General features: G+C 61.7%; 20 protein-coding genes and 6 tRNA genes. 16 read left to right on the forward strand and 10 right to left on the reverse strand.

From position 1 onward, the window contains the following. Positions 1 to 23: 23 nt before the first annotated feature. Positions 24 to 503 carry a MarR family winged helix-turn-helix transcriptional regulator gene (locus tag AAHB08_RS08185; RefSeq protein WP_025325615.1) on the reverse strand — a complete coding sequence of 160 codons (480 nt, stop codon included), beginning with the start codon at positions 501 to 503 and terminating at the stop codon, positions 24 to 26. A gap of 163 nt (positions 504 to 666) precedes the next feature. Between AAHB08_RS08185 and AAHB08_RS08190 the strand changes: the two genes are divergently transcribed. Further along, positions 667 to 1,194: a hypothetical protein gene (locus AAHB08_RS08190; protein WP_025325616.1), complete on the forward strand. Its 528-nt coding sequence runs from the start codon at positions 667 to 669 to the stop codon at positions 1,192 to 1,194. Positions 1,195 to 1,203: 9 nt separating this feature from the next. Then, entirely contained in the window at positions 1,204 to 2,802 is a 1,599-nt protein-coding gene (locus AAHB08_RS08195) for a BCCT family transporter (protein WP_139438696.1), read from the forward strand. Between the two features lie 71 nt (positions 2,803 to 2,873). On the opposite strand, the gene mutS is transcribed toward AAHB08_RS08195, so the two are convergent. Together mutS and AAHB08_RS08205 are read right to left on the reverse strand one after the other, a co-directional pair. Continuing rightward, positions 2,874 to 5,444 (reverse strand): DNA mismatch repair protein MutS, encoded by a 2,571-nt coding sequence (gene mutS, locus AAHB08_RS08200; RefSeq protein ID WP_342058655.1) that lies wholly within the window; start codon positions 5,442 to 5,444, stop codon positions 2,874 to 2,876. Positions 5,445 to 5,712: 268 nt separating this feature from the next. Continuing rightward, positions 5,713 to 6,120 (reverse strand): Spy/CpxP family protein refolding chaperone, encoded by a 408-nt coding sequence (locus AAHB08_RS08205; protein WP_236661740.1) that lies wholly within the window; start codon positions 6,118 to 6,120, stop codon positions 5,713 to 5,715. 239 nt (positions 6,121 to 6,359) lie between these two features. On the opposite strand from AAHB08_RS08205, the gene pncC reads away from it, so the two are divergent. The 11 genes from pncC (at position 6,360) to AAHB08_RS08260 (ending at position 13,749) form a co-directional block, all read left to right on the forward strand. Then, entirely contained in the window at positions 6,360 to 6,851 is a 492-nt protein-coding gene (gene pncC, locus AAHB08_RS08210) for a nicotinamide-nucleotide amidase (protein ID WP_202047579.1), read from the forward strand. A gap of 80 nt (positions 6,852 to 6,931) precedes the next feature. Then, positions 6,932 to 7,993: a recombinase RecA gene (gene recA / locus AAHB08_RS08215; protein ID WP_005324574.1), complete on the forward strand. Its 1,062-nt coding sequence runs from the start codon at positions 6,932 to 6,934 to the stop codon at positions 7,991 to 7,993. A gap of 40 nt (positions 7,994 to 8,033) precedes the next feature. Continuing rightward, positions 8,034 to 8,534 carry a regulatory protein RecX gene (locus tag AAHB08_RS08220; protein WP_342058665.1) on the forward strand — a complete coding sequence of 167 codons (501 nt, stop codon included), beginning with the start codon at positions 8,034 to 8,036 and terminating at the stop codon, positions 8,532 to 8,534. A gap of 278 nt (positions 8,535 to 8,812) precedes the next feature. Next, a complete protein-coding gene (gene alaS, locus AAHB08_RS08225; protein WP_342058656.1) occupies positions 8,813 to 11,437 on the forward strand; it encodes an alanine--tRNA ligase in 2,625 nt (874 codons plus the stop codon). Positions 11,438 to 11,453: 16 nt separating this feature from the next. Further along, positions 11,454 to 12,701: an aspartate kinase gene (locus AAHB08_RS08230; RefSeq protein WP_005332431.1), complete on the forward strand. Its 1,248-nt coding sequence runs from the start codon at positions 11,454 to 11,456 to the stop codon at positions 12,699 to 12,701. Positions 12,702 to 12,794: 93 nt separating this feature from the next. After that, positions 12,795 to 12,983 carry a carbon storage regulator CsrA gene (gene csrA, locus AAHB08_RS08235; RefSeq protein WP_005315760.1) on the forward strand — a complete coding sequence of 63 codons (189 nt, stop codon included), beginning with the start codon at positions 12,795 to 12,797 and terminating at the stop codon, positions 12,981 to 12,983. 213 nt (positions 12,984 to 13,196) lie between these two features. After that, a tRNA-Ser gene (locus AAHB08_RS08240) sits at positions 13,197 to 13,289 on the forward strand. Positions 13,290 to 13,293: 4 nt separating this feature from the next. Then, a tRNA-Arg gene (locus tag AAHB08_RS08245) sits at positions 13,294 to 13,370 on the forward strand. Positions 13,371 to 13,468: 98 nt separating this feature from the next. Further along, a tRNA-Arg gene (locus tag AAHB08_RS08250) sits at positions 13,469 to 13,545 on the forward strand. 25 nt (positions 13,546 to 13,570) lie between these two features. Next, positions 13,571 to 13,647 (forward strand) — tRNA-Arg (locus AAHB08_RS08255). A 25-nt stretch (positions 13,648 to 13,672) separates the two neighbouring features. Continuing rightward, positions 13,673 to 13,749 (forward strand) — tRNA-Arg (locus AAHB08_RS08260). Between the two features lie 366 nt (positions 13,750 to 14,115). Here AAHB08_RS08260 and pbpG read toward each other — a convergent pair. The 6 genes from pbpG to pepA form a co-directional block, all read right to left on the reverse strand. Further along, positions 14,116 to 14,943, reverse strand: a complete 828-nt coding sequence (gene pbpG / locus AAHB08_RS08265) for a D-alanyl-D-alanine endopeptidase (protein WP_342058657.1) — start codon at positions 14,941 to 14,943, stop codon at positions 14,116 to 14,118. Between the two features lie 136 nt (positions 14,944 to 15,079). Continuing rightward, on the reverse strand, positions 15,080 to 15,745 hold the full coding sequence (locus tag AAHB08_RS08270) for a DedA family protein (RefSeq protein ID WP_025325626.1): 666 nt from the start codon (positions 15,743 to 15,745) through the stop codon (positions 15,080 to 15,082). Positions 15,746 to 15,763: 18 nt separating this feature from the next. Further along, positions 15,764 to 17,056, reverse strand: coding sequence for a hemolysin family protein (locus AAHB08_RS08275; protein ID WP_139438678.1), 1,293 nt, complete (start codon positions 17,054 to 17,056; stop codon positions 15,764 to 15,766). A gap of 243 nt (positions 17,057 to 17,299) precedes the next feature. Beyond that, the gene (locus AAHB08_RS08280) at positions 17,300 to 20,152 is read right to left on the reverse strand and encodes a valine--tRNA ligase (RefSeq protein ID WP_342058658.1); all 2,853 of its coding nucleotides are present in this window, start codon (positions 20,150 to 20,152) and stop codon (positions 17,300 to 17,302) included. Between the two features lie 65 nt (positions 20,153 to 20,217). Further along, complete coding sequence (locus AAHB08_RS08285; RefSeq protein WP_342058659.1) at positions 20,218 to 20,673, reverse strand: DNA polymerase III subunit chi; 456 nt, start codon at positions 20,671 to 20,673, stop codon at positions 20,218 to 20,220. Between the two features lie 156 nt (positions 20,674 to 20,829). Beyond that, positions 20,830 to 22,341: a leucyl aminopeptidase gene (pepA, locus tag AAHB08_RS08290; RefSeq protein WP_342058660.1), complete on the reverse strand. Its 1,512-nt coding sequence runs from the start codon at positions 22,339 to 22,341 to the stop codon at positions 20,830 to 20,832. Positions 22,342 to 22,513: 172 nt separating this feature from the next. On the opposite strand from pepA, the gene lptF reads away from it, so the two are divergent. Next, positions 22,514 to 23,626, forward strand: coding sequence for an LPS export ABC transporter permease LptF (gene lptF, locus AAHB08_RS08295; protein ID WP_202047456.1), 1,113 nt, complete (start codon positions 22,514 to 22,516; stop codon positions 23,624 to 23,626). Positions 23,627 to 23,761: 135 nt separating this feature from the next. Then, positions 23,762 to 24,832 carry an LPS export ABC transporter permease LptG gene (gene lptG / locus AAHB08_RS08300; RefSeq protein WP_342058661.1) on the forward strand — a complete coding sequence of 357 codons (1,071 nt, stop codon included), beginning with the start codon at positions 23,762 to 23,764 and terminating at the stop codon, positions 24,830 to 24,832. A 289-nt stretch (positions 24,833 to 25,121) separates the two neighbouring features. Here lptG and AAHB08_RS08305 read toward each other — a convergent pair whose 3' ends face one another. Continuing rightward, a complete protein-coding gene (locus AAHB08_RS08305; RefSeq protein WP_342058662.1) occupies positions 25,122 to 25,640 on the reverse strand; it encodes an RDD family protein in 519 nt (172 codons plus the stop codon). A 142-nt stretch (positions 25,641 to 25,782) separates the two neighbouring features. On the opposite strand from AAHB08_RS08305, the gene AAHB08_RS08310 reads away from it, so the two are divergent. Continuing rightward, positions 25,783 to 25,867 (forward strand) — tRNA-Leu (locus tag AAHB08_RS08310). Positions 25,868 to 25,979 lie beyond the last annotated feature (112 nt).

The following is a 25,979-nucleotide window of genomic DNA, read 5'->3' on the forward strand; positions in this document are numbered from 1 at the left end:
AAGCTCCCATCCGGGAGCTTTTTTTATGCCCGCTCTTCGGTGAGCGGCCTGACGCTCAGCACGGGAGCCGCGTCTATGCCGTCGGCATTCATCATGGCCGAGATCCGTTGCAGGGAGGAGAGCAGCAGTCCCTGCTCCCAGTTCTCCAGGGCCTGGAAGCGCTGGATGAAGCTCTCCTGCAGCGGGGTGGGGGCCTGGGCGAGCAGGGCGCGCCCCGCGTCAGTCAGTGTCGCATGCACCTTGCGCTTGTCGGTTTCGCTGCGGATGCGCTGCACCAGCTGGCGGCTCTCCAGTCTGTCCATGATGGTGGTCGCGGTGGCCTGACTCATGTTGGTGTGATCGGCGAGCTGGCGCATGGAGATCTGGCCAAGCTCGTTGATCCCCTTGAGCAGCAGGAGCTGCGGCGACGTCAGTCCGGCCTCCTTGATCAGGCGCTTGGAGTGCATGTCGATGGCACGGATGATCTGGCGCAGAGCAATCAGCACTTCATCATGTTTTTCCATGGAGTCGGGGTCATCGCAGGGCAGTGGAGAGGCGCAAAATTCTCCGCCTAATCCACAACAAGGTCAATATGGTTTTTGGTGTAATCATTTCTGCTCTAATGAATTTTATGTTAGGTTATTGGACAATTGCCGCATTTAAACCCGATATTTGAGGAGTGACATCATGAATGACGACCTGGATATCAAGTCCCTGGTTGCCGACCTTCGCGTGGTCAGGGTCCGCTATGAACTGCCAGATACCTCGGCTTTCGTGCGTTATCAGCCCGCCTATGACGAGGATCCCAACAACCTGCAGGTCCATCACTACGATGGTGAGCTGCCGCTCTCCTGCAGCGACACAGGTTCTTTCAGTCTAAAGGAGTTGGTGAACGAATTGCGCTACGCCTATGTGCTGGTGCACCTCTTCCCCGACGAGAGCGCCATGAACTTCTACCTGGCCGGTCTGGACAATGGCCTGGCCCAGCTCGAGTTCATCGGCGGCTCCTATGACTTCAACCGGCTCTGGATCACCAGCGGGGTCTCCAGTCTGGGGGTGCCCATGGCCATCTTCCTCGGCAAGCGCCACGCCGTGAACGGCCAGCCTTCGGTCACCCTGGTGGATCACCGCGAGCGGGTGGCGGGTCGACTGGTCTATCGCGCCATCGGTGGTGCGGGGGATCACGTGGGTGAAGATTTTTTCAACAATGACTAAGGAGGCCAGATGAGAGCAACCAAAGGGCTTTTGAAAGGCCTCAATCCCACCATGGCCATGACGGCCCTCACCGTCGTGACCCTGTTCCTGCTGTTTGGGGTGTTTGACCCGGATACTGCGGGAACCTGGTTCACCGGCGCCAAGGACACCATCATTGCTGGCTTCAAGTGGTACTACATCCTGGTGGTCGCCCTGTTCCTGTTCTTCGCCGTCTACCTGATGTTCAGCCGTTTTGGCAGCATTCGACTGGGCGACGACGACCAGGTACCGGAGTTCGGCTACTTCGCCTGGTTCTCCATGCTGTTCAGCGCCGGCATGGGCATAGGCCTGGTGTTCTGGAGCATCGCCGAGCCCATGTATCACCTGCAGGGCAACCCCTTCGTCACCGAGGGGATGACGCCGGAAGCGGCCCAGATGGCCATGCGCCTCACCTTCTTCCACTGGGGTCTGCACCCCTGGGCCATCTATGTGATCGTCGGCCTGTCGCTGGCCTTCTTCAGCTACCGCCGCAAGTTGCCACTGGCCATTCGCTCCGTGCTCTACCCCATTCTCGGCGAGCGGATCTACGGCTTCTGGGGCCATGCCGCCGACGTGCTGGCGGTGTTCGGTACCGTATTCGGGGTGGCGACCTCCCTGGGGCTTGGCGTCTCCCAGATGAACACCGGCCTCAACCAGATGTTCGGCATGGAAGTCTCCCAGCACAGCCAGCTCTGGCTCATCGGCGGCATCAGTCTGATCGCCACCCTGTCGGCCATCTCCGGCGTGGGGCGCGGGGTGAAGATCCTCTCCGAGCTCAACATCTGGCTCAGCGCCTTCATCCTCGCCCTCTTCCTAGTGCTGGGGCCGACCACCTACATCCTCAACGCCTATGTGCAGAACATCGGCGATTACCTGCAGAACATCGTCAAACTGAGCTTCTGGACCAACACCGAAGCCAACGGCACCTCGGCCTGGCAATCGAGCTGGACCGCCTTCTACTGGGGCTGGTGGATAGCCTGGGCCCCCTTCGTCGGCATGTTCATCGCCCGCATCTCCAAGGGGCGCACCATTCGTGAGTTCGTGCTCGGCGTGCTGCTGGTGCCCTCCCTGCTCGGCATGTTCTGGCTCACCGTGTTCGGCGGTACGGCCATGCATCTGGAGCTGTTCGGCGGCGGTGGCGTGGTGGCGGCGGTCAACCAGGACGTGACCCTGGCGCTCTACAAGACGGTGGAGCTGCTGCACTGGGAGACCTTCGGCTGGATTGCGAAAGGGGTGTTGACCCTGCTCATCTGTACCTACTTCATCACCTCCAGCGACTCGGGGACGCTCGTGATTACGACGTTGCTCTCCATCGGCGATCAGGATCCCCCCGTGCTGCACCGCGCCATCTGGGGGCTGGGTCAGGGGCTGGTGGCGGCCATCCTGCTGGTTTCCGGCGGCCTGGCGGCCCTGCAGGCGGCCAGCATCATAGCCGCGCTGCCCTTCTCGCTGATCATGCTGGCCATGTGCTATTCGCTGATGCAGGGGCTCAAGCAGGAGAGCCAGCACCAGTTCGAATACCGGCAGAAGCTCAAGCGCCATCCCGGCTCGGTCAATCTGAGCCTGCTGGATCGCATAGGTCCGGGTTGATGGCAGGTTAAGGCAAACGAAAGGGGAACCTCGCGGTTCCCCTTTTTTCATGCCTGAGCGGCGGCCGGTATCTACAGCATCTGCTTGAGGCGATAGAGCAGGTCCAGCGCCTGACGGGGGGTGAGCTCGTCCGGGCGCAGCGCTTCCAGCTCTTCCACCACCGGATGGATCTGCGGGGCGAGAGTCACCGGAGCCGGGCGGCTTTCACCGGCGGCCGCCGGGGTGGCACTCTCCAGCTCATGCAGTTTGTGGCGGGCCTGCTGGATCACCGATTTCGGTACCCCCGCCAATGCGGCGACTTGCAGACCGTAGGAGCGGCTGGCCGCCCCCTCCTGCACCGCGTGCATAAAGGCGATGGTGTCGCCGTGCTCCACCGCATCGAGGTGGACGTTGGCCAGCCCGCTCATCAGCTCCGGCAAGCGGGTCAGCTCGAAGTAATGGGTGGCGAACAGGGTGTAGGCGCCAATCTTGCTCGCCAGCTGCTCGGCACAGGCCCACGCCAGCGAGAGGCCGTCGTAGGTGCTGGTACCGCGGCCAATCTCGTCCATCAGCACCAGACTGCGGGCGGTGGCGTTGTTGAGGATGTTGGCGGTCTCGGTCATCTCCACCATAAAGGTGGAACGGCCGGAGGCGAGATCGTCCGACGCCCCGATCCGGGTGAAGATGCGGTCGATGGGGCCGATGCGGGCGCTGTCGGCGGGCACGAAGGCGCCGATATGGGCCAGCAGCACGATCAGTGCGGTCTGGCGCATATAGGTGGATTTACCGCCCATGTTGGGGCCTGTGATGATCAGCATCCGCCGTTCCCGCTCAAGCCGGATGGGGTTGGCGATAAAGGGATCTGTCATCACCTGCTCCACCACCGGATGGCGGCCCGCCTCGATCAGGATCTGATCCTCATCGATCAATGTGGGGCAGCGGTAGTCGAGGGTCTCGGCCCGCTCCGCCAGATTGGCCAGCACGTCCAGCTCCGCCAGCGCGGCCGCGGACTCCTGCAGATCGCCGAGGTGGGGCAGCAGGGCGTCGAGCAGCTCTTCGTAGAGCCGCTTCTCCAGCGCCAGCGCCTGGGCCTGGGCGGTGAGTACCTTGTCCTCGTACTTCTTCAGCTCATCGATGATGTAGCGTTCGTTGTTCTTGAGGGTCTGGCGGCGGATATAGTGGGCTGGCACCAGATGGCTGTTGGCGCGGCTCACCTCGATATAGAAGCCGTGCACCTTGTTGTAACCCACCTTGAGGGTGTTGATGCCGGTCAGCAGCCGCTCACGCTCCTCGATGCGGGCGAGGCTGGCGGTGGCGCCGTTGGCCAGATCCCGCAGCTCGTCCAGCTCCTGATTGAAGCCGTCACGGATGACGCCGCCATCGCGGATCAGCACAGGCGGCACTTCCATTACCGCGCGCTCCAGCAGGTCGAGCAGCTCGGGGAAGGTGCTGGCGCGCTCGCGCAACTGCTGCACCGCCTCGTGCTCGTTGTCCGCCAGCAGGCCCTGCAACTCGGGCAGCTGGACGAAAGCCTGACGCAGGCGGGTGAGGTCGCGGGGGCGGGCCGAGCGCAGGGCGAGACGGGCCAGCACCCGCTCCACATCCCCGACCTGACGCAGCAATCCGCCCAGCTCGTCGTAGAGGTTCTGCTCGATGAGCTCCTTGATGGTGCTCTGGCGACCTTTGAGGATCACCCGATCGCGGATCGGCTGGTGGATCCAGCGCTTGAGCAGCCGGCTCCCCATGGGGGTGGCGGTGCGATCCAGCACCTCGGCCAGGGTATTTTCGTAGCCACCGGCCAGATTCTGGGTCAGCTCCAGATTGCGGCGGGTGGCGGCATCCATGATGACGGCGTGATCGGGCTGCTCGAGGCGTACGCTGCGGATGTGGGGCAGGGCGGTGCGCTGGGTGTCCTTGACGTACTGCATCAGGCAGCCGGCGGCGCACAGGGCGGTCTCGCTCTGCTCGACCCCAAAGCCCACCAGATCCTGGGTGCCGAACTGCTGGCACAACAGCTTGCGGGCAGTGCCCAGCTCGAACTCCCACTCCGGGCGGCGGCGCAGGCCACGGCGCCCCTCGACGTGGCGCAGGAACTCGAAGGATTCCGGGTAGAGCAGTTCGGCCGGATTGGTGCGCTGCAGCTCCGCCAGCAGGGTCTCTTCTTTCTCGAACTGGTTGATGAAGAAACGGCCGGAGCCTATGTCCATGGTGCCGTAGCCGAAGCGGCGGCCATCGTGATAGACGGCGGCGATCAGGTTGTCCTGTCGCTCGCTGAGCAACGCCTCGTCGGAGACGGTGCCCGGGGTGATGATGCGAATGACCTTGCGCTCCACCGGCCCCTTGCTGGTGGCGGGATCCCCCACCTGTTCGCAGATGGCGGCGGATTCACCGAGCTGCACCAGCTTGGCAAGATAGCCCTCGATGGCGTGATAGGGGACGCCCGCCATGGGAATGGGGCTGCCCGCGGACTGGCCGCGCTTGGTCAGGGAGATGTCTAGCAGTTGGGACGCCTTGCGGGCATCGTCGTAGAACAGCTCGTAGAAGTCGCCCATCCGGTAGAACAGCAGGATCTCCGGGTTCTCGGCCTTGAGGCCAAGGTACTGCTGCATCATGGGGGTGTGGGCGCTCAGGTTGGCGCTGGTGGCTTGGTGCTGTGCTGTCATGTTCTATTCCAGAAGGTGCTCTTGCGGGCAAGCGTCTGCCGTAATGGGTCTGAATCTGGTGGCCATTCTACATGGTCGGGCCGAGATGGTGAGGGGTTATCTCGCGTTGGGGAAGGCTGTCCTGAGGTTTCAGGGGGCGGGTGGCGCTGGCAGGCCATCACCGGGATCAGAAGCTAAGAGGAGGGTGGGGTGCGAGGCGTGGGGGAGTAAGGGGCAAGATCCCCGCCATCAGCGCGGGGATTGGCATCACAGAAACGGGAGCCGTCTCTCAATACATGGCTTCGTTGCCACTGAGCATCTCGTGCAGCTTGGTTTTCTGCTCCGGGGTCAGCACCTTGCTGACTTCGAACAGGTAATGGGCACGGTAGTAGCGAGCCTCGGCCTGCACGTTGCTGATGGTCTGCAACTGCTTCTTGGCGGCCGCTTCGTCCCACTTGCCGGTCTTGATCATGTTGATGATGACGTCCTGACCGATGGCGTCGAGCTTGACCGCGCCGAGCTCCTTGGCCGCCTGCTCACGCAGGCTCTTGATCTGCTCAACCTGTGCGGTGGAGAGGTTCAGCTCTTGCGCCAGGGTGGTCTCGCTCTGCAGCTCCGGGGTGCTCTCGGCGGCGAAGGTGTTGGTGGCAAAACAGATCGCCAGGGCAGTCATGGCGACTTTAAATTGATGCTTCATCTGCTTTCTCCAGTATCCAAAAAGATAGAAACCGCATACATGGCGGTGCCTGCAGATTATAGGAAGCCCCATGTACTGGAGCTTAAGCGCGGGCGACTTGCCGCTGTGGTGCGTTTGCCCGGCAGGGCCATGCCGGTCGGTCGCTGACGCAGCCGGTCCCGGGTCGGTTGCTCGCGATTCGGGGCAACTGCATAATGACCCCCATGTTTCCCCCGCAAGGGGCCAGAGAGGGCATGATGATGGGGCTTGAGGCAGAGATCGACCGTTTATCCCGGGAGCTCGGCGAGGCATTGCAGGCAAGAGGCTGGCTGGCCGCCACGGCGGAGTCCTGCACCGGTGGCGGCGTCGCCACGGCCATCACGGATATTGCGGGCAGCTCAGGCTGGTTCGACCGCGGTTTTGTCACCTACACCAACGAAGCCAAGCAGCAGATGCTGGGGGTGAGCATCGACAGCCTGCTGCGCCATGGTGCCGTCAGCGAGGCCGTGGTGCTGGAGATGGCCAGAGGGTGCCTGGCCCGTTCCGATGCAGGGATCTGCGTCGCCATCAGCGGCATCGCCGGGCCCGGTGGCGGCAGTGACGACAAGCCGGTCGGCACCGTCTGGTTCGCCTGGGCGGATCGCTCGGGCCGTCATCACTCCCTGCTCGCCCGCTTCGATGGTGACCGCCATCAGGTGCGCCAGCAGGCGGTCAGACAGGCCTTGTCCGGACTGCTGGCCCTACTCAGATAAATTGGGCTTGATACTGTATGCATAAACAGTATACTTAGTCCAACTTCACTTCTACATCACGATTCCCAGCGGAGATTGGCATGGATCAGAACAAACAGAAGGCACTGGCGGCTGCGCTGGGCCAGATCGAAAAGCAGTTTGGCAAAGGCTCCATCATGCGTCTGGGCGACAGCAAGACCATGGACATCGAAGCCATCTCCACCGGCTCCCTCTCCCTGGACGTGGCGCTGGGCATCGGCGGTCTGCCGTGCGGTCGTATCGTCGAGATCTACGGCCCGGAATCGTCAGGTAAAACCACCCTCACCCTGCAGGTGATCGCGGAAGCCCAGAAGAAAGGCAAGACCTGTGCCTTCGTCGATGCGGAACACGCCCTCGACCCCATCTATGCCGCCAAGCTGGGGGTCAACGTCGACGACCTGCTGATCTCCCAGCCGGATACCGGTGAACAGGCCCTGGAAATCTGCGACATGCTGGTGCGCTCCAACGCCGTTGACGTCATCATCGTCGACTCGGTGGCCGCCCTGACGCCGAAAGCGGAAATCGAAGGGGAGATGGGTGACTCCCACGTCGGCCTGCAGGCCCGCCTGATGTCCCAGGCCCTGCGCAAGCTGACCGCCAACATCAAGAACGCCAACTGCCTGTGCATCTTCATCAACCAGATCCGGATGAAGATCGGCGTCATGTTCGGCAGCCCGGAGACCACCACCGGTGGTAACGCGCTCAAGTTCTATGCCTCGGTGCGTCTGGATATCCGTCGTATCGGCGCCATCAAGGAAGGTGACGAAGTGGTCGGTAACGAGACCCGCGTCAAGGTAGTCAAGAACAAGGTGGCCCCGCCCTTCAAGCAGGCCGAGTTCCAGATCTTCTACGGTGCCGGCATCTCCAAAGAGGGCGAACTGGTGGATCTGGGCGTCAAGCACAAGCTGATCGACAAGGCCGGTGCCTGGTACAGCTACAACGGCGAGAAGATCGGTCAGGGCAAGGCCAACGTGATGAAGCTGTTCGCCGAGAACAAGGTGATGGCTGCCGAGGTGGAAGCCCGTCTGCGTGAGTTGCTGCTCTCCGGTGCCGTACCGGTCGAGAAGCCGGTGGCCGCGGTCGCCGAAGAGTTTGAAGACGAAAGCGAACAAGAGTTCGAATAAGGAAAAAGGAAGGCCGGGTTGATACCCGGCCTTGTCATTTATGGTCGATGAATCCTCCCCCGAACCCGTTGAACTCTCCTTTGAAGAACAGTTTGCCGCCGCCCGCGCCTTTGCCATGCGCAGTCTGGCTCGCCGCGAGAGCGCCCAGTCGGAGCTGGCCAAGCGGCTGCGGCTGCAGGGCTTCAATGAAGAGGTGATCGAGGCGGTTATCGAGTATTGCCGCGGCTACGACTGGGTCAATGACGATCGTTACGGCGCCATGGCGGTGCGGGCCGGTGCGGCCAAGGGCCATGGTCCCATCAAGATCCGCTTCGATCTGCGCCGCAAGGGGCTGGACGATATGCAGATAGACGCCGCCTTCGACCAGCCGGAGCTGGACTGGTTCGAGCTGGCGCTCGCCCTGCTGGCACGGCGTGCCAGCGTCGCCGATCTGGCCGATTTCAAGCTGCGGATGAAATGGCTCAAGTACCTGCTTGGGCGGGGCTTTACCCAGGATCAGGCGCGTTACGCCATCTCTGCCCTGCAGCAGGGGGAGGAATAAAGGGCCGGTGCTGGTCATGGCGCCATGCGTGTTCCCCTGCACCGTGCGCTGATAAGAGAGGGCCTTTTCCCTGTTTTATCCTGTTTCTGATGGTCGCGGCACCATGATCCGCCACCCAGCCGACTCCCCTTTCAGCCTGCTTCTGTACGGCGTCCTGCCGCTGCCCCGTTCATTGGGGGCTTTTTCACCCGTGACGGGCCCGCGCGTTTTACTTTACCCCGCAGAAAACTTACATTATTGCGATTAAAAGTCCGTATCCGAATCAAGCAGGATTTTCCATGTATATGTCCACGTCAGAGTTACGCGCAGCGTTTCTCGAGTATTTCCGCTCCCAGGGGCACCAGGTTGTCTCCTCCAGCTCGCTGGTGCCGCACAACGATCCGACCTTGCTGTTCACCAACGCAGGGATGAACCAGTTCAAGGACGTGTTCCTTGGCGCAGAGAAGCGTGCCTACAACCGCGCGACCACGGCCCAGCGCTGTGTACGGGCCGGCGGCAAGCACAATGACCTGGAAAACGTCGGCTATACCGCTCGTCACCACACCTTCTTCGAGATGCTGGGCAACTTCAGCTTCGGTGACTACTTCAAGCAGGACGCCATCCGTTTTGCCTGGGAATTCCTGACCGGTACCCTCAAGCTGCCCAAAGAGCGCCTGCTGGTGACCGTCTATGAAACGGACGACGAAGCTTTCAACATCTGGGCAAACGAGATCGGCGTGCCGGTCGAGCGCATCGTGCGCATCGGCGACAACAAGGGTGCCGCCTTTGCCTCCGATAACTTCTGGCAGATGGGTGACACCGGTCCCTGCGGCCCTTGCACCGAGATCTTCTACGACCACGGCGATCACCTCTGGGGTGGCCCTCCCGGCTCACCGGAGGAAGACGGCGACCGTTTCATCGAGATCTGGAACGTGGTCTTCATGCAGTTCAACCGTCAGGCTGACGGCACCATGGAGCCGCTGCCCCGTCCGTCCGTGGACACCGGCATGGGCCTGGAGCGCATCTCCGCCATCATGCAGGGTGTGCACTCCAACTACGAGATCGACATCTTCCAGGCGCTGATCAAGAAGGCCGCCGAGATCGTCGGCACCGAGGACCTGAGCAATCAGTCCCTGCGCGTCATCGCCGACCATATCCGCTCCTGCGCCTTCCTGGTGGCTGACGGCGTCATGCCCTCCAACGAAGGTCGTGGCTATGTGCTGCGCCGCATCATCCGCCGTGCCGTGCGCCACGGTCGCAAGCTGGGTGCCACCGAGATCTTCTTCTACAAGCTGGCCGCCGAGCTGGCGGTGCAGATGAAGGACGTGGCTGCCGAACTCATCGCCCAGCTGCCGCTGGTCGAGCGCGTGCTGCGCATCGAGGAGGAGCAGTTCGTCCGCACCCTGGACAGAGGTCTGCTGCTGCTCGAAGAGGTGCTGGCGAACCTGGGGGATGCCAAGGTCATCCCGGGGGAGGTGGTGTTCAAGCTGTATGACACCTACGGCTTCCCGGCAGATCTCACCGCCGATGTGGTCCGCGAGCGCGAAATCGGTATCGACGAGGAGGGCTTCAAGGCCGAGATGGAGAAGCAGCGCGCCCGTGCGAAGGAGGCTTCCAGCTTCGGTGTGAACTACAACGAGGTGTTGAAACTCGATTTCGAGACCCCATTTACCGGTTACAAGCAGCTGAGCCAAACGACTCAGGTGATCGGCATCTACAAGGATGCTGTCGAAGTGAGCGGGCTGATCGCCGGTGAAGAAGCGGTGATCGTACTGGCCGAGACCCCCTTCTACGCCGAATCCGGTGGTCAGGTGGGCGACAGCGGCATTCTGAAAGTGGATGACGGCATCTTCGCCGTGACCGACACCCAGTATGCGGGCAATGCCATCATCCACAAGGGCTATATGGAGCTGGGTACCCTGGAGAAGGGCGCCGAGGTGGAAGCCGTGGTCGACGGGGAGCGCCGTCAGGCCGTGGCCCTGAACCATTCGGTCACTCACCTGCTGCACGCGGCCCTGCGCCAGGCGCTGGGTGATCACGTGACCCAGAAGGGCTCCCTGGTCGGGGCGGAGCGCATGCGCTTCGACTTCTCCCACTTCGAAGGCCTGACCATGGCGACCATTCGCCGGGTCGAGGAGCTGGTCAACGCCCAGATCCGTGCCAACCACGATGTCGTCACCCAGGTGATGGATCTGGAAGCGGCCAAGGCCGCCGGCGCCATGGCGCTGTTTGGCGAGAAGTATGAAGAGGACGTGCGTGTCGTGCGCATGGGCGACTACTCCACCGAGCTGTGTGGCGGTACTCACGCCAAGCGTACCGGTGACATCGGCTTCTTCAAGATCATCGCCGAGAGCGGTGTCGCCGCCGGGGTGCGCCGCATCGAAGCGGTGACCGGCAAGGGCGCTATCGATTTCATGCACCAGCTGGCAGAGCAGTTTGAAGAGGCCGCGGCCCTGGTGAAAGGGGACCAGTTCTCCATCGGCAGCAAGGTGCGCCAGCTGCTGGACAAGTCCAGGATGATGGAACGCGAGCTGGAGCAGCTCAAGGCCAAGCTGGCCGCTCAGGCTGGCAGCGACCTGCTGAGCCAGGTGATCGAGATCAAGGGCCAGAAGGTGCTGATCGCGGCGCTGGACGGAGCCGATCCCAAGTCCCTGCGCGGCATGCTGGACGAGCTGAAGAACCGGATGAAGTCCGGTGTCGTCCTGCTGGCAACCAGCAGCGAGGACAAGGTCAACCTGATCGCCGGCGTGACCAACGATCTGACCGCCAAGGTGAAGGCTGGCGAGCTGGTCAACCTGGTGGCCCAGCAGGTGGGTGGCAAGGGCGGTGGCCGTGCTGACATGGCCCAGGCGGGTGGTACCCAGCCTGAAGCGGTGCCGGCGGCCCTGCAATCCGTTCACTCCTGGCTGGAAGAGCGCCTGTAAACGGGCGAGGTGATCTGTGGCACTCTATGTACAGAAGTACGGCGGCACCTCGGTCGGCACGCTGGAGCGGATCGAGGCGGTAGCTGATCGCGTTCAGCTGAGCCGGGCCCAGGGGCATGATGTGGTGGTGGTGGTGTCCGCCATGTCGGGCGAAACAAACCGGTTGCTGGGCATGGCCCAGCAGCTGGATCCGGATGCCAACCGGCGCGAGATGGATGTGCTGGTCTCGACCGGTGAACAGGTCACCATAGCGCTGCTGGCCATCGCGTTGAACAAACGGGGTTGTCCTGCGGTCTCAATGACCGGTGATCAGGTTCGTATCCACACTGATTCCGCCCATGGCAAGGCGCGCATCACCCAGATCGACACCGAGCAGGTTCAGGCCGAGCTGGGTGCGGGCAAGGTGGTGGTGATCGCCGGCTTCCAGGGCCGTGATGAGCACAACGCCATCACCACCCTGGGGCGAGGTGGTTCGGACACCACAGCGGTTGCCGTGGCGGCCGCCATCAAGGCCGATGAATGCCAGATCTTTACCGATGTGGATGGGGTCTATACCACGGATCCGCGCATCGAGCCCAAGGCACGCCGCCTCTCCACCATCACCTTCGAGGAGATGCTGGAGATGGCGAGCCTGGGGGCCAAGGTGCTGCAGATCCGTTCGGTGGAATTCGCGGGCAAGTACCGCGTACCGCTGCGGGTGCTGTCGAGTTTTGTCGACGGAGAGGGAACCTTAATCACATATGGAGGTGAGAGGATGGAAGCACCCCTGGTATCCGGCATTGCGTTCAATCGCAACGAGGCCAGCCTGACCATTCTGGGAGTGCCGGACCGGCCGACCGTGGCCGCGCAGATCCTGAATCCGATCAGCGATGCCAACATAGATGTCGACATGATAGTGCAGAACACCATGGGGGATGGCACCGCCGACTTCACCTTCACGGTGAATCGCGATGACTATCGCCGGGCTCGCGCCCTGCTGGAGGAGACCGCCACCCTGCTGGGGGCCGCCTGCGTGCAGGGCAACGGGGAGATCGCCAAGGTCTCCATCGTCGGGGTCGGCATGTGGAATCATCCCGGGGTCGCGCGCACCATGTTCAAGGTATTGGGCGAGGAGGGGATCAACATGCAGCTGATCTCCACCTCTGAAATCAAGATATCCGTGGTGATTGACGAGAAGTACCTGGAGCTGGCCGTGCGTTCGTTGCACTCAGCGTTCGGGCTGGATAATGAGCCTCATGAGCAGCCCTTGGGGAACAATCCCTGATTGATTTAGTTTCAACCATTTACCATATCGGTATCTTTGTAAGATAATGGCGCATATCGATATAAATACAAAACAGGATACAGGAGCAAGCGAATGCTTATTTTGACTCGTCGTGTAGGGGAAACCCTGATGATCGGTGACGAAGTGACAGTCACCGTGCTGGGCGTTAAGGGTAACCAGGTTCGTATCGGTGTGAACGCACCCAAAGAGGTCTCCGTGCACCGCGAAGAGATCTACATGCGGATACAGGCCGAGAAAGTACCGGGCCAACCGAATTTCTAAGCCATTCCATTGGCAGCCTCAAGGCGACATCTCAGGTGTCGCCTTTTGTTTTTCCGGGCCCTGCAAATCGCCTTGCGAGGCGCGGAACCAGGGGGTAAGTGTCGATATTGCTTGAATATTCCACGCTTTGACCAAATGCTGAGCGAACACGCTGTTTTCTCCAAAAAAGTGTTTGACTAAAAATCCCTGTGAAGTATTATCAGCCCCGCAAACGGAGAGGTGGCCGAGAGGCTGAAGGCGCTCCCCTGCTAAGGGAGTATGCGGCTTATACCCGCATCGGGGGTTCGAATCCCCCCTTCTCCGCCATTTTGCGCCCGTAGCTCAGCTGGATAGAGTACCTGGCTACGAACCAGGTGGTCAGAGGTTCGAATCCTCTCGGGCGCACCATATTAGACTCACGATGAGTCATGTATCGACCGTCAGCAGGTCGGTACGCTAGAAAAGGCTTACTGTTGAGTAAGCTTTTTTTATCGCTTTAAATCAGGGCGCCCGTAGCTCAGCTGGATAGAGTACCTGGCTACGAACCAGGTGGTCAGAGGTTCGAATCCTCTCGGGCGCACCATTTTTGCAGTACCAAAAGTTTGTGAGCGCCCGTAGCTCAGCTGGATAGAGTACCTGGCTACGAACCAGGTGGTCAGAGGTTCGAATCCTCTCGGGCGCACCATTTTAGCAGTACCAAAAGTTGATGAGCGCCCGTAGCTCAGCTGGATAGAGTACCTGGCTACGAACCAGGTGGTCAGAGGTTCGAATCCTCTCGGGCGCACCATACAGACAGCCTCGACGTCAGTCGGGGCTGTTTTTTTATGGGCGCATTCCCCGGTCGTGGGGCTCTGCTGCTCTGATGGCGATCGATGTGCCGCCGCATTGAACGACCCTTGCCGTTCCCGCCATATCACTCCCTATCTTCCCCCTATCCGGATCAGACCCTGCCACTCGGCGTCTTGTCATCCCAGCCCCATGCCACCTCCAGCTGCTCACAGGCGCTGCTGCAGGCACGCTCTGTGCCCACTGGCACCACGAGGGCGGCATGACCCCAGGCTCTGGGCGTTGCGCGCCCTGGCGGCCGACAGCAGCCTTTGGTGGGCAAACAAAAAGGATGCCGAGGCATCCTTTCTTGTCTTCGTGGAGAGGGTCAGCTTTTCAGCCATTTGCGAATGCGGTTGGCATCGCCGATGGGGGTGCGTTTACCCACGGAGTTGAGCAGCACTATGGCGAGCTCCTGACGGTCCGGCTTGGCACGCATCAGCAGGCAGCGCCCCGCCTCGTCGGTGTAGCCGGTCTTGGAGAGGCGCACGTCCCAGTCCGGGTTCTTCACCAGGGGATTGGTGTTGTTGAACATCAGGCTGTAGGCGGGTGTGCTGAAGCGCATCTCCTTGTTGGTGTCCTGGGTGAACTGGCGGATCAGCGGCTGGCGATAGGCGGCGGCGATGAGTTTGGCCAGATCCCGGGCGGTGGAGACGTTGCGGGTCGACAGGCCGGTGGAGTCGTAGAAACGGCTGTTGCGCATGCCAAGCTGTCTGGCCTTGTTGTTCATGGCGCGAATGAAGGCTGAGCGGCCACCCGGATAGTGGCGGGCGAGGGCAGAGGCCATGCGATTCTCGGAAGACATCAGCGCCAGATGCAGGGCGTCACGGCGGCTCACCTTGGTGCCCATGCGCACCCGGGAGTAGGTGTGCTTGAGGTTGTCCCTGTCGTTCTGATCTATGGTCAGGGTCTGATTGAGGTTCTGGCGGGCATCCAGCACCACCAGGGCCGTCATCAGCTTGGTGAGGGAGGCGATGGGGCGCACCTGGGCAGGGTTCTTCTGGTAGAGGGTCTTGCCCGTGTTGATGTCCATCACCAGGGCACTGCCCGATTTCAGTTGCAGCTTGGCCGGGTTGGGCGCCGCCAGGGCTGCCTGCGATCCGAGCAGTCCCATCAATCCACATACCAGCGCGATTGCGCGAATCCGACACCCCATACAACCGACTCCATCCACAGCGAAAAAAGGCGCTAGATTCACTCATTTTTGCCCTCGCTTTACAAGAGCGGGAGGGCGGAATTCGCCACTATTTCCATAAAAAAGGGCCGCCTCTCGGCGACCCCTGTGATTTCTCTCAGTCCCTGGAGACGTGGACCTTGCGTTTGCTCAGCCAGCGCCAGACCAGTGCTATCAAGCCGCCGACCAGCAGCACCAGCGGCAGGCAGAGGATGATGCTGAGGAACTGGGACTCATACTGCGCGGCCAGCTTGGTGTGGCTCAGGTAGTAACCCAGCCCGACCAGGGGGCAGATCCACATGATGGAGCTGATGAGGTTGACCACCAGGAAGCGGCCCTGGGGTATCTCGTTGGCGCCGACTATGTAGGGGTAGGCGGTGCGCACGAAGGCGATGTAGCGGGCGGTGATCAGGGTGATGATGCCGTACTTGTTGAGCAGGTAGTGCACCTTCTCCTTGTGCTTCTCATCCAGGTGGGACATCAGCCTGTGGTACATCTGGGTGTGGCCGAGGAAGCGCCCCTGCATGTAGCCGAGCCAGGTGCCGACGAAGGTCGCCAGGATCAGCAGCGGGATGACGGCGAGCGGCAGTACCCCTTGATAGATGAGTACGCCGGTCAGGATCAGCAGGGTGTCACCGGGCAGGAAGGCGGTCGGGATGAAGCCATTTTCCAGCACCAGGAAGGTCAGCAGGACTATGTAGACCATGAAGACCATCTTGGGGTCGGACAGGGTCGCCAGATCCTGATTAATGAAGGCGTGAGCCAGGTGGTAAAACTGCTCCATACATGCAAACTCCGCAGGTTAGCTGGGTTGGTCGGTCAAGGGCATGGCAAGCACCTTGTCGATGCGCAGGCCGTCCATATCCACGATTTCCAGTTGCCACTGTTCCAGGGTGACCAGGTCTCCGGTCTGGGGAAGGCGGCCAAGGAGCAGCATGATAAGCCCTCCGAGGGTGTGATAGTGATGTTTTTCTTCTTCCGGCAGGCGAACCAGTTCCAGACAGTCCTTCAATTCCGGCAGCGGGATCAGGCCGTCGAGCAGCCAGCTGCCATCGGCACGCTGGAAGGCCCAGTTGTCCTCCCCGTCTTCCTGCTGGAAGTCGCCCGCCAGGGTCTCCAGCAGATCCTGCTGGGTGACCAGCCCCTGCAGCTCGCCGTATTCATCCACCACCAGCACCATGTGTTCGGCGTGGGCGCGGAAGTGGTTGAGCAGCTCCAGGCCGTTGAGGGTCTCCGGCAACAGGCTGCCGTCCTGGGTCAGGGCCGCCAGATCGATGGGCTCCCCCTTGATGTAGGCGTGCAGCACCTTGCTGACGTTGAGGATGCCCACCAGATCAGAGAGGCTGCCGTCACAGACCGGGAAGAAGCTGTGGCGATACTCCACCAGGCGCTGCAGGTTGGTCTCGAGCGGCAGGGAGAGATCCAGATAGCGGATGTCGCTGCGGGGCACCATCAGGGAGGAGAGGCTGCGTTCGTCGAGGCGGAACACGTTCCGCAACATGGTGTGCTCGTGATCCTCGATGATCCCGGCCTCGGAGCCTTCCACCAGCATGGCGTGGATCTCCTCCTGGGTGACGTTGTTGCTGTTGTTCTGATCGACCCGCAGCAGACGCAGGCTGGCGTTGGTGGAGGCGGAGAGCAGCCAGACGAAGGGGCGGGTCAGGGTCGCCAGCCAGAGCATGGGGCGGGCCACCAGGCAGGCAATGCGCTCGGCATTGAGCTGACCGAGGCGCTTGGGCACCAGTTCCCCCACCACGATGGAGAGGTAGGTCACCAGCACCACGACGACCACGGTGGCGATCAGGCTGCTGCTCTTGGGAGAGAGGCCCCACTCCTGCAACCACTGCGCGAAGGGCTGGGCCAGCAGGGACTCGCCATAGATGCCGTTGAGCAGACCGATACTGGTGATGCCGATCTGGACGGCGGAGAGGAAATGGGTCGGATTCTCCCCCAGCTTGAGGGCGATGGCGGCAGAGCGGCTTCCCTCGCTGGCCATCTTGCTGAGACGGGCCTTGCGTGCGGTGACGATGGCGATTTCCGACATGGCGAAGACGCCATTGAGCAAAATCAATCCAAGCAGGATCAATATTTCCATACTACAGCAGCACTCCCGGTAGAAAAGATCGCTGGCAGTGTAATGAATTTGCGGGCGCAGCGCTTGTGAAAGGAGGTGATTTGGCCCGTGAATTTTTCAATTTCTCCCGCTGAAAGGGGGCATGTGTCCCTCACGGCGGCGTCGTCATGCTGGTTGCTGCACGATACCAGCAGCCTTGCCATCCGGGGGTGGAAAATGAAAAGCCCCCGATAGACGGGGGCTTTTTGCGCTCGGGAGGGGCACTTAGAGGGCGGCGATCTCGGCCTGCTGGGCTTCCAGCTTGGTCAGCTGGAGACGGTAATCTTCCAGCTTCTCGCGCTCCTTGGCGATGACGGCTTCCGGCGCCTTGGCCACGAAGGCTTCGTTGCCGAGCTTGCCTTCGATGCGGCCGCACTCGCCGACCAGTTTGGCGACCTCTTTGGCCAGACGGGCCAGTTCGGCCTCCTTGTCGATGAGGCCCGCCATGGGGATCATCAGCTCGGTGGCACCGATCAGCTTCTTCACCGACAGGGGGGCGACTTCACCTTCGCCAAGCACGCGGATGGACTCCAGACGGGCCAGGGACTTGAGGAAGGCCTCGTTGTCACCGGCGCGCCGGGCGTCCTTGCCATCACACTTGAGCAGCACGTTGAGGGCCACGCTCGGCGCCACGTTCATCTCGGCGCGGATGTTGCGGATGCCGACGATGAACTCCTTCACCCACTCCTGATCCGCCATCGCGGCTTCGTCTACCTTGGCGGTATCGAACTCAGGGAAGGCCTGCAGCATGATGGTGTCGGCGTTGACACCGGTCAGCGGGGCCACCGACTTCCAGATGGTCTCGGTGATGAAGGGGATGATGGGATGCGCCAGACGCAGCAGGGTCTCCAGCACGGTCACCAGCGTGTGACGGGTGGCGCGCTGCTCGGCCTCCGAGCCCTTGCCCAGCACCGGCTTGGTCAGCTCCAGATACCAGTCGCAGAACTGGTTCCAGATAAATTCGTACAGCACGCCGGCCGCGATATCGAAGCGGTAGGTATCGAGCGCGGTACGGAAGTCACGGATGGCCAGCTGCAGCTGGGACTGGATCCAGCGATCCGCCAGGCTGAACTGCATCTCGCCGCCGTGCAGGCCGCAATCCTGATCCTCGGTGTTCATCAGCACATAGCGGGAGGCGTTCCACAGCTTGTTGCAGAAGTTGTTGTAGCCGTCCAGGCGCTTCATGTCCCAGTTGATGTCACGACCTGTAGAGGCCAGCGCCGCCAGGGTGAAGCGCAGGGCGTCGGTACCGTGGGCCTCGATCCCTTCCGGGAACTGCTTGGCGGTACGCTTGCCGATCTTCTCGGCCATCTGCGGCTGCATCATGTTGCCGGTGCGCTTCTCCAGCAGATCTTCCAGGGAGATGCCGTCGATCATGTCGAGGGGGTCCAGCACGTTGCCCTTGGACTTGGACATCTTCTGCCCCTCTTCATCACGGATCAGGCCGGTGATATAGACGGTCTTGAACGGGACCTGCGGCTGGCCGTTCTCGTCCTTGATGAAGTGCATGGTCATCATGATCATCCGGGCAATCCAGAAGAAGATGATGTCGAAGCCGCTCATCAGCACGTCGGTCGGGTGGAAGGTCTTGAGCGCCTCGGTGTTGTTCGGCCAGCCCAGGGTGGAGAAGGTCCAGAGGGCGGAGCTGAACCAGGTGTCGAGCACGTCTTCGTCCTGACGCAGCACGGTCACGGACGGGATGCTGTGCTTGGCACGCACTTCCGCCTCGTCACGGCCCACGTAGACGTTGCCGGCGTCGTCATACCAAGCCGGGATGCGGTGGCCCCACCACAGCTGACGGGAGACGCACCAGTCCTGAATGTCGCGCATCCAGGAGAAGTACATGTTTTCGTACTGTTTCGGCACGAACTGGATGCGGCCATCTTCCACCGCCTCGATGGCGGTCTTGGCCATGGGCGCCACGCGCACGTACCACTGGTCGGTCAGCATCGGCTCGATGGGCACGCCACCGCGATCGCCGTAGGGCTGCTGCAGCACGTGATCCTTGATCTCGGCCAAGAGGCCCAGCTCGTCCAGCTTGGCGACGATGGCCTTGCGGGCGGCGAAGCGCTCCATGCCGGCGAACTCGGTCGGCAGGGCGGCGTCATAGGCGGTGCTGGGGTTGCCGTTGGTGTCGACCACTTCGGCCTCGGCGCGCACGTGGGCGTCCAGGGTGAAGATGTTGATCATCGGCAGGTTGTGGCGCTTGCCCACTTCGTTGTCGTTGAAGTCGTGGGCCGGGGTGATCTTCACGCAGCCGGTGCCCTTCTCCATGTCGGCGTGTTCGTCGGCGACGATGGGGATGAGGCGGTTCACCAGCGGTAGCAGTATGTGCTGGCCGATCAGCGCCTTGTAGCGCGGGTCTTCCGGGTTCACGGCCACGGCGGTATCGCCCAGCATGGTCTCCGGACGGGTGGTGGCGACGATCAGGTGATCCTGGCCCTCGGCAGTCTTGGCGCCGTTGGCCAGGGGGTAGCGCAGGTGCCACATGTGGCCCTTGATCTCGCGGTTTTCCACTTCCAGGTCGGAGATGGCGGTGTTGAGCTTGGGATCCCAGTTCACCAGACGCTTGCCGCGGTACATCAGGCCATCTTCGTAGAGACGCACGAACACTTCCTGGACGGCGCTCGAGAGACCCTCATCCATGGTGAAGCGCTCGCGCTCCCAATCCACGGAGTCGCCGAGGCGGCGCATCTGGCGGGTGATGGTGCCACCGGACTCTTCCTTCCACTGCCAGATCTTGTCGATGAAGGCATCACGGCCGTAATCGTGGCGAGTCTTGCCCTCTTCGGCGGCGATCTTGCGCTCAACCACCATCTGGGTGGCGATACCGGCGTGGTCGGTACCTGCCTGCCACAGGGTGTTCTTGCCCTGCATGCGGTTGTAGCGGATCAGGGTGTCCATCAGGGTCTGCTGGAAGGCGTGACCCATGTGCAGGCTGCCGGTGACGTTCGGCGGCGGGATCATGATGCAGAAGGAGTCTTTGCTGGTGTCGCCGTGGGGCTTGAAGTAACCCTGGGCTTCCCAGTGCTGATAGAGCGCCTGTTCGATGGCGTTGTGATTAAAAGTCTTTTCCATGGTCTCGCCGTATTCTGGATGGATGGAGTCTGGTGTTGGGTCGTCGTGGATCGAAGGTGGCGCAGTCAGGGCTGCGCCGGATCCGGTGCGGCAAGGACGGGCTGATCCCTCATCTCGAGGGTGTGGCCCGCCTGGCGATAGTGCTTGTAGCGCTCGCGGGCTTGCTGCTTTTGCGTTTCGTCAATGGGGACAAAATCTACCACTTGAGCGAAGTGTCCTGCAAACAAAGGTGTCTGCTCGGCCAGGTTGATGAGGCGGGCATAGCGCCGCTTCGGTGGCTGATGGCCGATCTCCACCGGGGCCTGGCCGCTCTCCCCCTGCAACTGGTGCGGCACGAAACGATCCGGTGGCAGTTGCCACAGCAGCTCGTCCAGGCGCAGGGCCTGGGCCTCGTCGTTGCAAAACAGATAGAGGTGGCCGGCACTCCAGCCATCGGCTGCCAGCTGGCAGGCGAGGCGTTCGACCGCAGACGCCTGAGCGTCGTCCGGCTCACTCATCAGGTAAAAGGTCACTTGGCTCATCAGGTTGGTCCCGTTTGGCTGTGACGGACAGCGATTGGCCGTCTGCGGGGCGCCGTGCCAGGCACGGTGTTCCCGGATTCTCTCAATGAAACAAGGAAGAGGCGAGCCTCTTCCTTGTGGTACCACTCCCCTGATGCGGGCATCCGAAGAGAGGGGTTACTCCTTGTCTTCGACGTCCGCCACACCGGCTCGATTGAGCAGGAACTGGGTGAGCAGCGGCACCGGGCGACCGGTGGAGCCCTTCTCCTTGCCGCTCTTCCAGGCGGTCCCAGCGATATCCAGGTGGGCCCAGTTGTACTTCTTGGTGAAGCGCGACAGGAAGGCGGCAGCCGTGATGGTGCCGGCCGGACGGCCGCCGATGTTGGCCATGTCCGCAAACGGGCTCTCCAGCTGCTCCTGATACTCGTCGAACAGGGGCAGGCGCCAGGCGCGGTCACCGGCCTGCTCGGAGGCGTTCAGCAGCTCGTGGGCCAGGGGGTTGTGGTTCGCCAGCAGACCCGAGGTGTGGTGACCCAGGGCGATGATGCAGGCGCCGGTCAGGGTCGCCACGTCGATCACGGTCTCGGGATCGTAGCGGTCCACATAGGTGAGGGCATCGCACAGCACCAGACGACCTTCCGCATCGGTGTTGAGCACCTCGACGGTCTGGCCGGACATGGTGGTGAGGATGTCACCGGGGCGATAGGCGTTGCCGCCCGGCATGTTCTCGCAGCCTGCCAGCACGCCGATGACGTTGATGGGCAGCTGCAACTGGGCCAGGGCATGCATGGTGCCGAGCACGGAGGCGGCGCCGCCCATGTCGTACTTCATCTCGTCCATGCCGTCCGCCGGCTTGATGGAGATGCCGCCGGAGTCGAAGGTCAGCCCTTTGCCCACCAGCACTATGGGCTTGGCGTCGGCGTTGCCCTTGTACTCGATGATGGCCATCATGGCTTCGTTCTCGGAGCCGCGGGCCACCGCCAGATAGGAGTTCATGCCGAGTTCGGCCATCTCCTGCTCGCCGATCACCTTGGTGGTGATGTTGTCATAGGCGTCAGCCAGACGGCGGGCCTGGGAGGCGAGGTAGGCCGGATTGCATACGTTGGGCGGCATGTTCGCCACGTCGCGGCAGATGCGCACCCCTTTGGCCACGGCCAGGCCGTGGGTGATGGCGCGCTCGCCTATGGTCAGTTCCCGACGGGTCGGCACGTTGAAGACCAGCTTGCGCAACGGGCGGCGTGGCTCGGCCTTGTTGGTCTTGAACTGATCGAAGCTGTAGAGGCCCGCCTTGGTGGTTTCCACCGCCTGACGCACCTTCCAGTAGGTATCCCGGCCCTTGACGTGCAGCTCGGTCAGGAAGCAGACAGCCTCCATGGAGCCGGTCTCGTTCAGGGTGGTGATGGTTTTGTTGATGATCTGCTTGTACTGGCGTTCGTCGAGTTCCCGCTCCTTGCCGCAACCGACCAGCAGCACGCGCTCGCTGAGCACGCCCGGTACTTGATGCAGCAACAGCATCTGGCCTGGTTTGCCTTCCAGATCGCCGCGGCGCAGCAGCGAGCTGAGGTAGCCGTCGCTGATCTTGTCCAGCTGTTCGGCAACCGGAGAGAGGCGGCGAGGCTCAAATACGCCGACCACGACGCAGGCGCTGCGTTGCTTCTCAGGACTGCCACTCTTTACACTGAACTCCATGGAATCTCCTACATCCTAAAGACAAAAGGCACCATTTATTGAATAATGCGGTGCTTGTTGGGGTATCAGAGGCGGAGCGAACAGCCACAGGCTCCGCAGTTCAAACTGGTAAAAATCCAATATAGGGCCCTATTTTTCAGGCATTCGACTAAAAACACAAGTTTACTTGGGAATGACTGTGATCGTTTTCCGATATTTGTTCAGGGAGACCCTGAAAACCCAGCTGGCGGTGCTGTTCGTACTGCTGCTTATCTTCGTCAGCCAGCAATTTATCCAGATCATTGGCGATGCCGCCGATGGCGAGGTGCCGACGCGCCTGGTTTCCACCCTCTTGCTGCTCAACCTGCCGAATATGGCCCTGTTGATGCTGCCTATCAGTCTGTTTTTAGCCATTCTGTTTGCTCACGGTCGTTTGTATGCGGAAAGCGAGATGACGGTGATGCATGCGGTGGGCTTCAGCCACCGCTTCGTGATGGGCAGCGCCCTGCTGCTGGCCCTGCTGACGGCCGCCGTGGCGGCCTTCAACACCGGCTGGATAGCCCCCCAGGCCAAGGAGCGCGAGTACCAGGTGATCGACGAGTTCAAGGCCGATCCGGGTATCTCCTTCCTGCAGGCCGGTCGTTTCATGGAGCTCGACAAGGGGCGTCTGGTGGCCTACATCCAGGATCTGAACGACAAGGGCTCCGAGTTGCAGAAGATCTTCGTGCTGCAGCGGGCCGAAGGGGGCTCGCCCCCCTCCGTGGTGGTGGCCAACGAGGGGCAGGTGACGGCCGACAGCAACGGCTTGCAGTGGCTGACCCTGAAGGATGGCTCCCGTTACGAGGGCCAGTTCACCGGCAAGCAGTTCCAGGTCTCCGAGTTCAGCGAATACAGCCTGGTGATCCGTCAGCAGGAGATGGAGCGATCCAACCGCAAGGCGGCGGCCAAGCCTACCATGGAGCTGCTCGGCACCCAGAGCAACCAGCTGATGGCCGAGTTGCAGTGGCGCCTGTCGCTGCCCCTCTCCATCCTGGTGCTCACCTTCCTGGTGGTGCCGCTGGCCAGGGTCAACCCGCGGCAGGGGCGTTACGCCAAGCTGCTGCCGGCCATACTGCTCTATCTCTCCTATTTCCTGCTGCTCAGCGCCGCCCGGTCGGCCATCGACAGCGGGCGTCTGCCCCACTGGCCCGGCATGTTCCTGGTGCCCCTGGTCTATCTGCTGCTGATCGGGCTGCCGCTCAACCTGCAGGGCACCAGCTGGTGGAACGGGGTCAAGAGTCACTTTGTCAAAGGCAAGTCAGCATGATGCTGCAACCTGGGAGTCTCTGCTGATGTTTGGCATTCTCGATAGACATGACAGTCGGGTCATTTTTGATGCCGATCTGGTGCACCGCATTGCAGGAGAAATCAGCATGAAGCTACAAGATAGGGGTCTCGGCTGATGTTTGGCATTCTCGATAGATACATCGGCAGGGTCATCTTCATGTCGATCCTGCTGTGCGAACTGACCCTGGTCGGGCTGGCGGCGCTCATCAAGTATGTGGAGCAGTTGAAAGCCGTGGGGGAGGGCAACTACGACATGCTCAATGCCCTCTATTTCGTGCTGCTCTCCATGCCCAAGGAGGCAGTGCTCTTCTTCCCGCTGGCCGCGCTGCTGGGTGGCCTCATCGGTCTCGGTCAGCTGGCGACCAGCTCGGAGCTGGTGGTGATGCAGGCGGCGGGCCGCTCCAAGATCAGCATCGTCATGGCGGCGCTCAAGACGGCTATCCCCCTGATGCTGCTGGTCGGTCTGATGGGCGAGTACGTAGCCCCGGCCGCCAAGCGGATGGCGGATGACATCAAGGCGGGGGCCATGTCGGAAGGGCGACTGACCGTCTCGGCCTACGGGGTCTGGGCGCGGGATGGCAACAACTTCGTCAACATCAACGGGGTGCGCAACGACGGCGCCCTGACCGGCATCACCCTGTATCGTTTCACCCCGTCCCGCAACCTGATCGACGTGGTCCAGGCGCAGGAGGGGGTATTCGAGCAGCATCACTGGCTGCTCAAGCAGGTGCACATCACCCGCTTCGACGATCCCAAGCAGATCCAGGATGAGAAGCATGCCCAGATGGCGTGGCAGTCCGAGCTGACTCCCAAGCAGTTGGGGGTGGTGAGCATAGATCCCGAGAACCTGCCCATCTCGGGACTGCGGGACTACATCGGCTATCTGGATGCCAACAAGCAGGATGCCGGGCGCTACAAGCTGGAGATGTGGCGCAAGCTGCTGTCGCCGCTCTCTGTGGTGGCCATGATCTTGCTCGCCTCCTCCTTCATCTTCGGCCCGCTGCGCTCGGTGAGCATGGGGGCCCGGATGCTGATGGGGATCATGACCGGCTTCGCGGTCTATGTGAGCGATAGAGTGTTCGGCCCGGTCAGCCTGGTGTATGCGGTGCCCCCCATTCTGGCCGCCGTTGCGCCCAGCCTGCTGTTCGGCGGCATCTCCCTCTATATCCTGAGCCGCAAGCAGTAGCGAGATAAGGAGGCGTGCTGCGGTGCCAACTCCATGCTGGCGGCCATCGCCCCCAGCCTGCTGTTCGGCGGTATCTCCTTCTATATCCTGAGCCGCAAGCAGTAGCGAGATAAGGAGACGTGCTGCGGTGCCAACTCCATGCTGGCAGCCGTTGCGCCCAGCCTGCTGTTTGGCGGCATCTCCTTCTATATCCTGAGCCGCAAGCAGTGATGCTGTTATGTGAGACGACAAGAAACAAGAAGGGCACCCAGTGGGTGCCCTTCTTGTTTCTCATCTCGTACTCACCTGGTCACTTGTTCAGCTGTTCCAGGTTCTCCTCCTTGCTCAGTACCACCACTTCACACTCGGCCCAGATGTCCTGGAAGGCGCGGGGCCGCGCGCGATTGAACACGCACATCAGGTTGCCGAGGCCGAAGGCCGAGGTCGCGAGCCGGATCAGGGCCTGGGTGATGCGAATGTTGCTGCCGTCCAGATTCTGGATGCGCAGACGCCAGGCGCGCATGCCTATGGTCTGGCCGGCACGGGTCCAGAACCAGGTGTAGAAGCCGCAGATCACCAGGGCGAGCCAGGCGCTGTAGAGGGGGCTGGTCAGCAGCCAGGCCGCATCCTTGCCCTCGGGAACTGTCGCCATCCCGGTGGCCAGCAGCAGCTGCGCCACTCCCATGCCGATGAAACCGGCGATGATCAGCAAGGCGATGACCACCAGGTAGTCATAGAGCAGGGCCCCCAGGCGCCGCAGCAGGCCGGCCGAAGGGTGCTGGTGCTGGGGGGGAGGCTGGAGAGAGGAGGGGGTCTTGCGTTTGGCCATGATGATTATTCCATTAATATGATGCGGGCATTCTATGTAACTGGCCGAACATCGGCAAGGCGTTGAATAATTGAGCAAACGACGGCCGCGCAAGAAAAACACCTTGCATGCCAAAACGCCATTCGTATAATCCCTCGCAGTTGCCCGGGTGGCGAAATCGGTAGACGCAGCGGATTCAAAATCCGCCGTTGCAAGACGTGTCGGTTCGAGTCCGACCCCGGGCACCATTCAGATTCCATAACAAAAGGCCATCCTCGCGGATGGCCTTTTGTTTTTCCGGGTGGTCGGGATACTTGTACCCTCAGACCCTCAGACCCTCAGACCCTCAGAACCTCAGCA

This window comes from Aeromonas sp. OTU364, from assembly GCF_038440395.1.
Classification (GTDB): domain Bacteria; phylum Pseudomonadota; class Gammaproteobacteria; order Enterobacterales; family Aeromonadaceae; genus Aeromonas.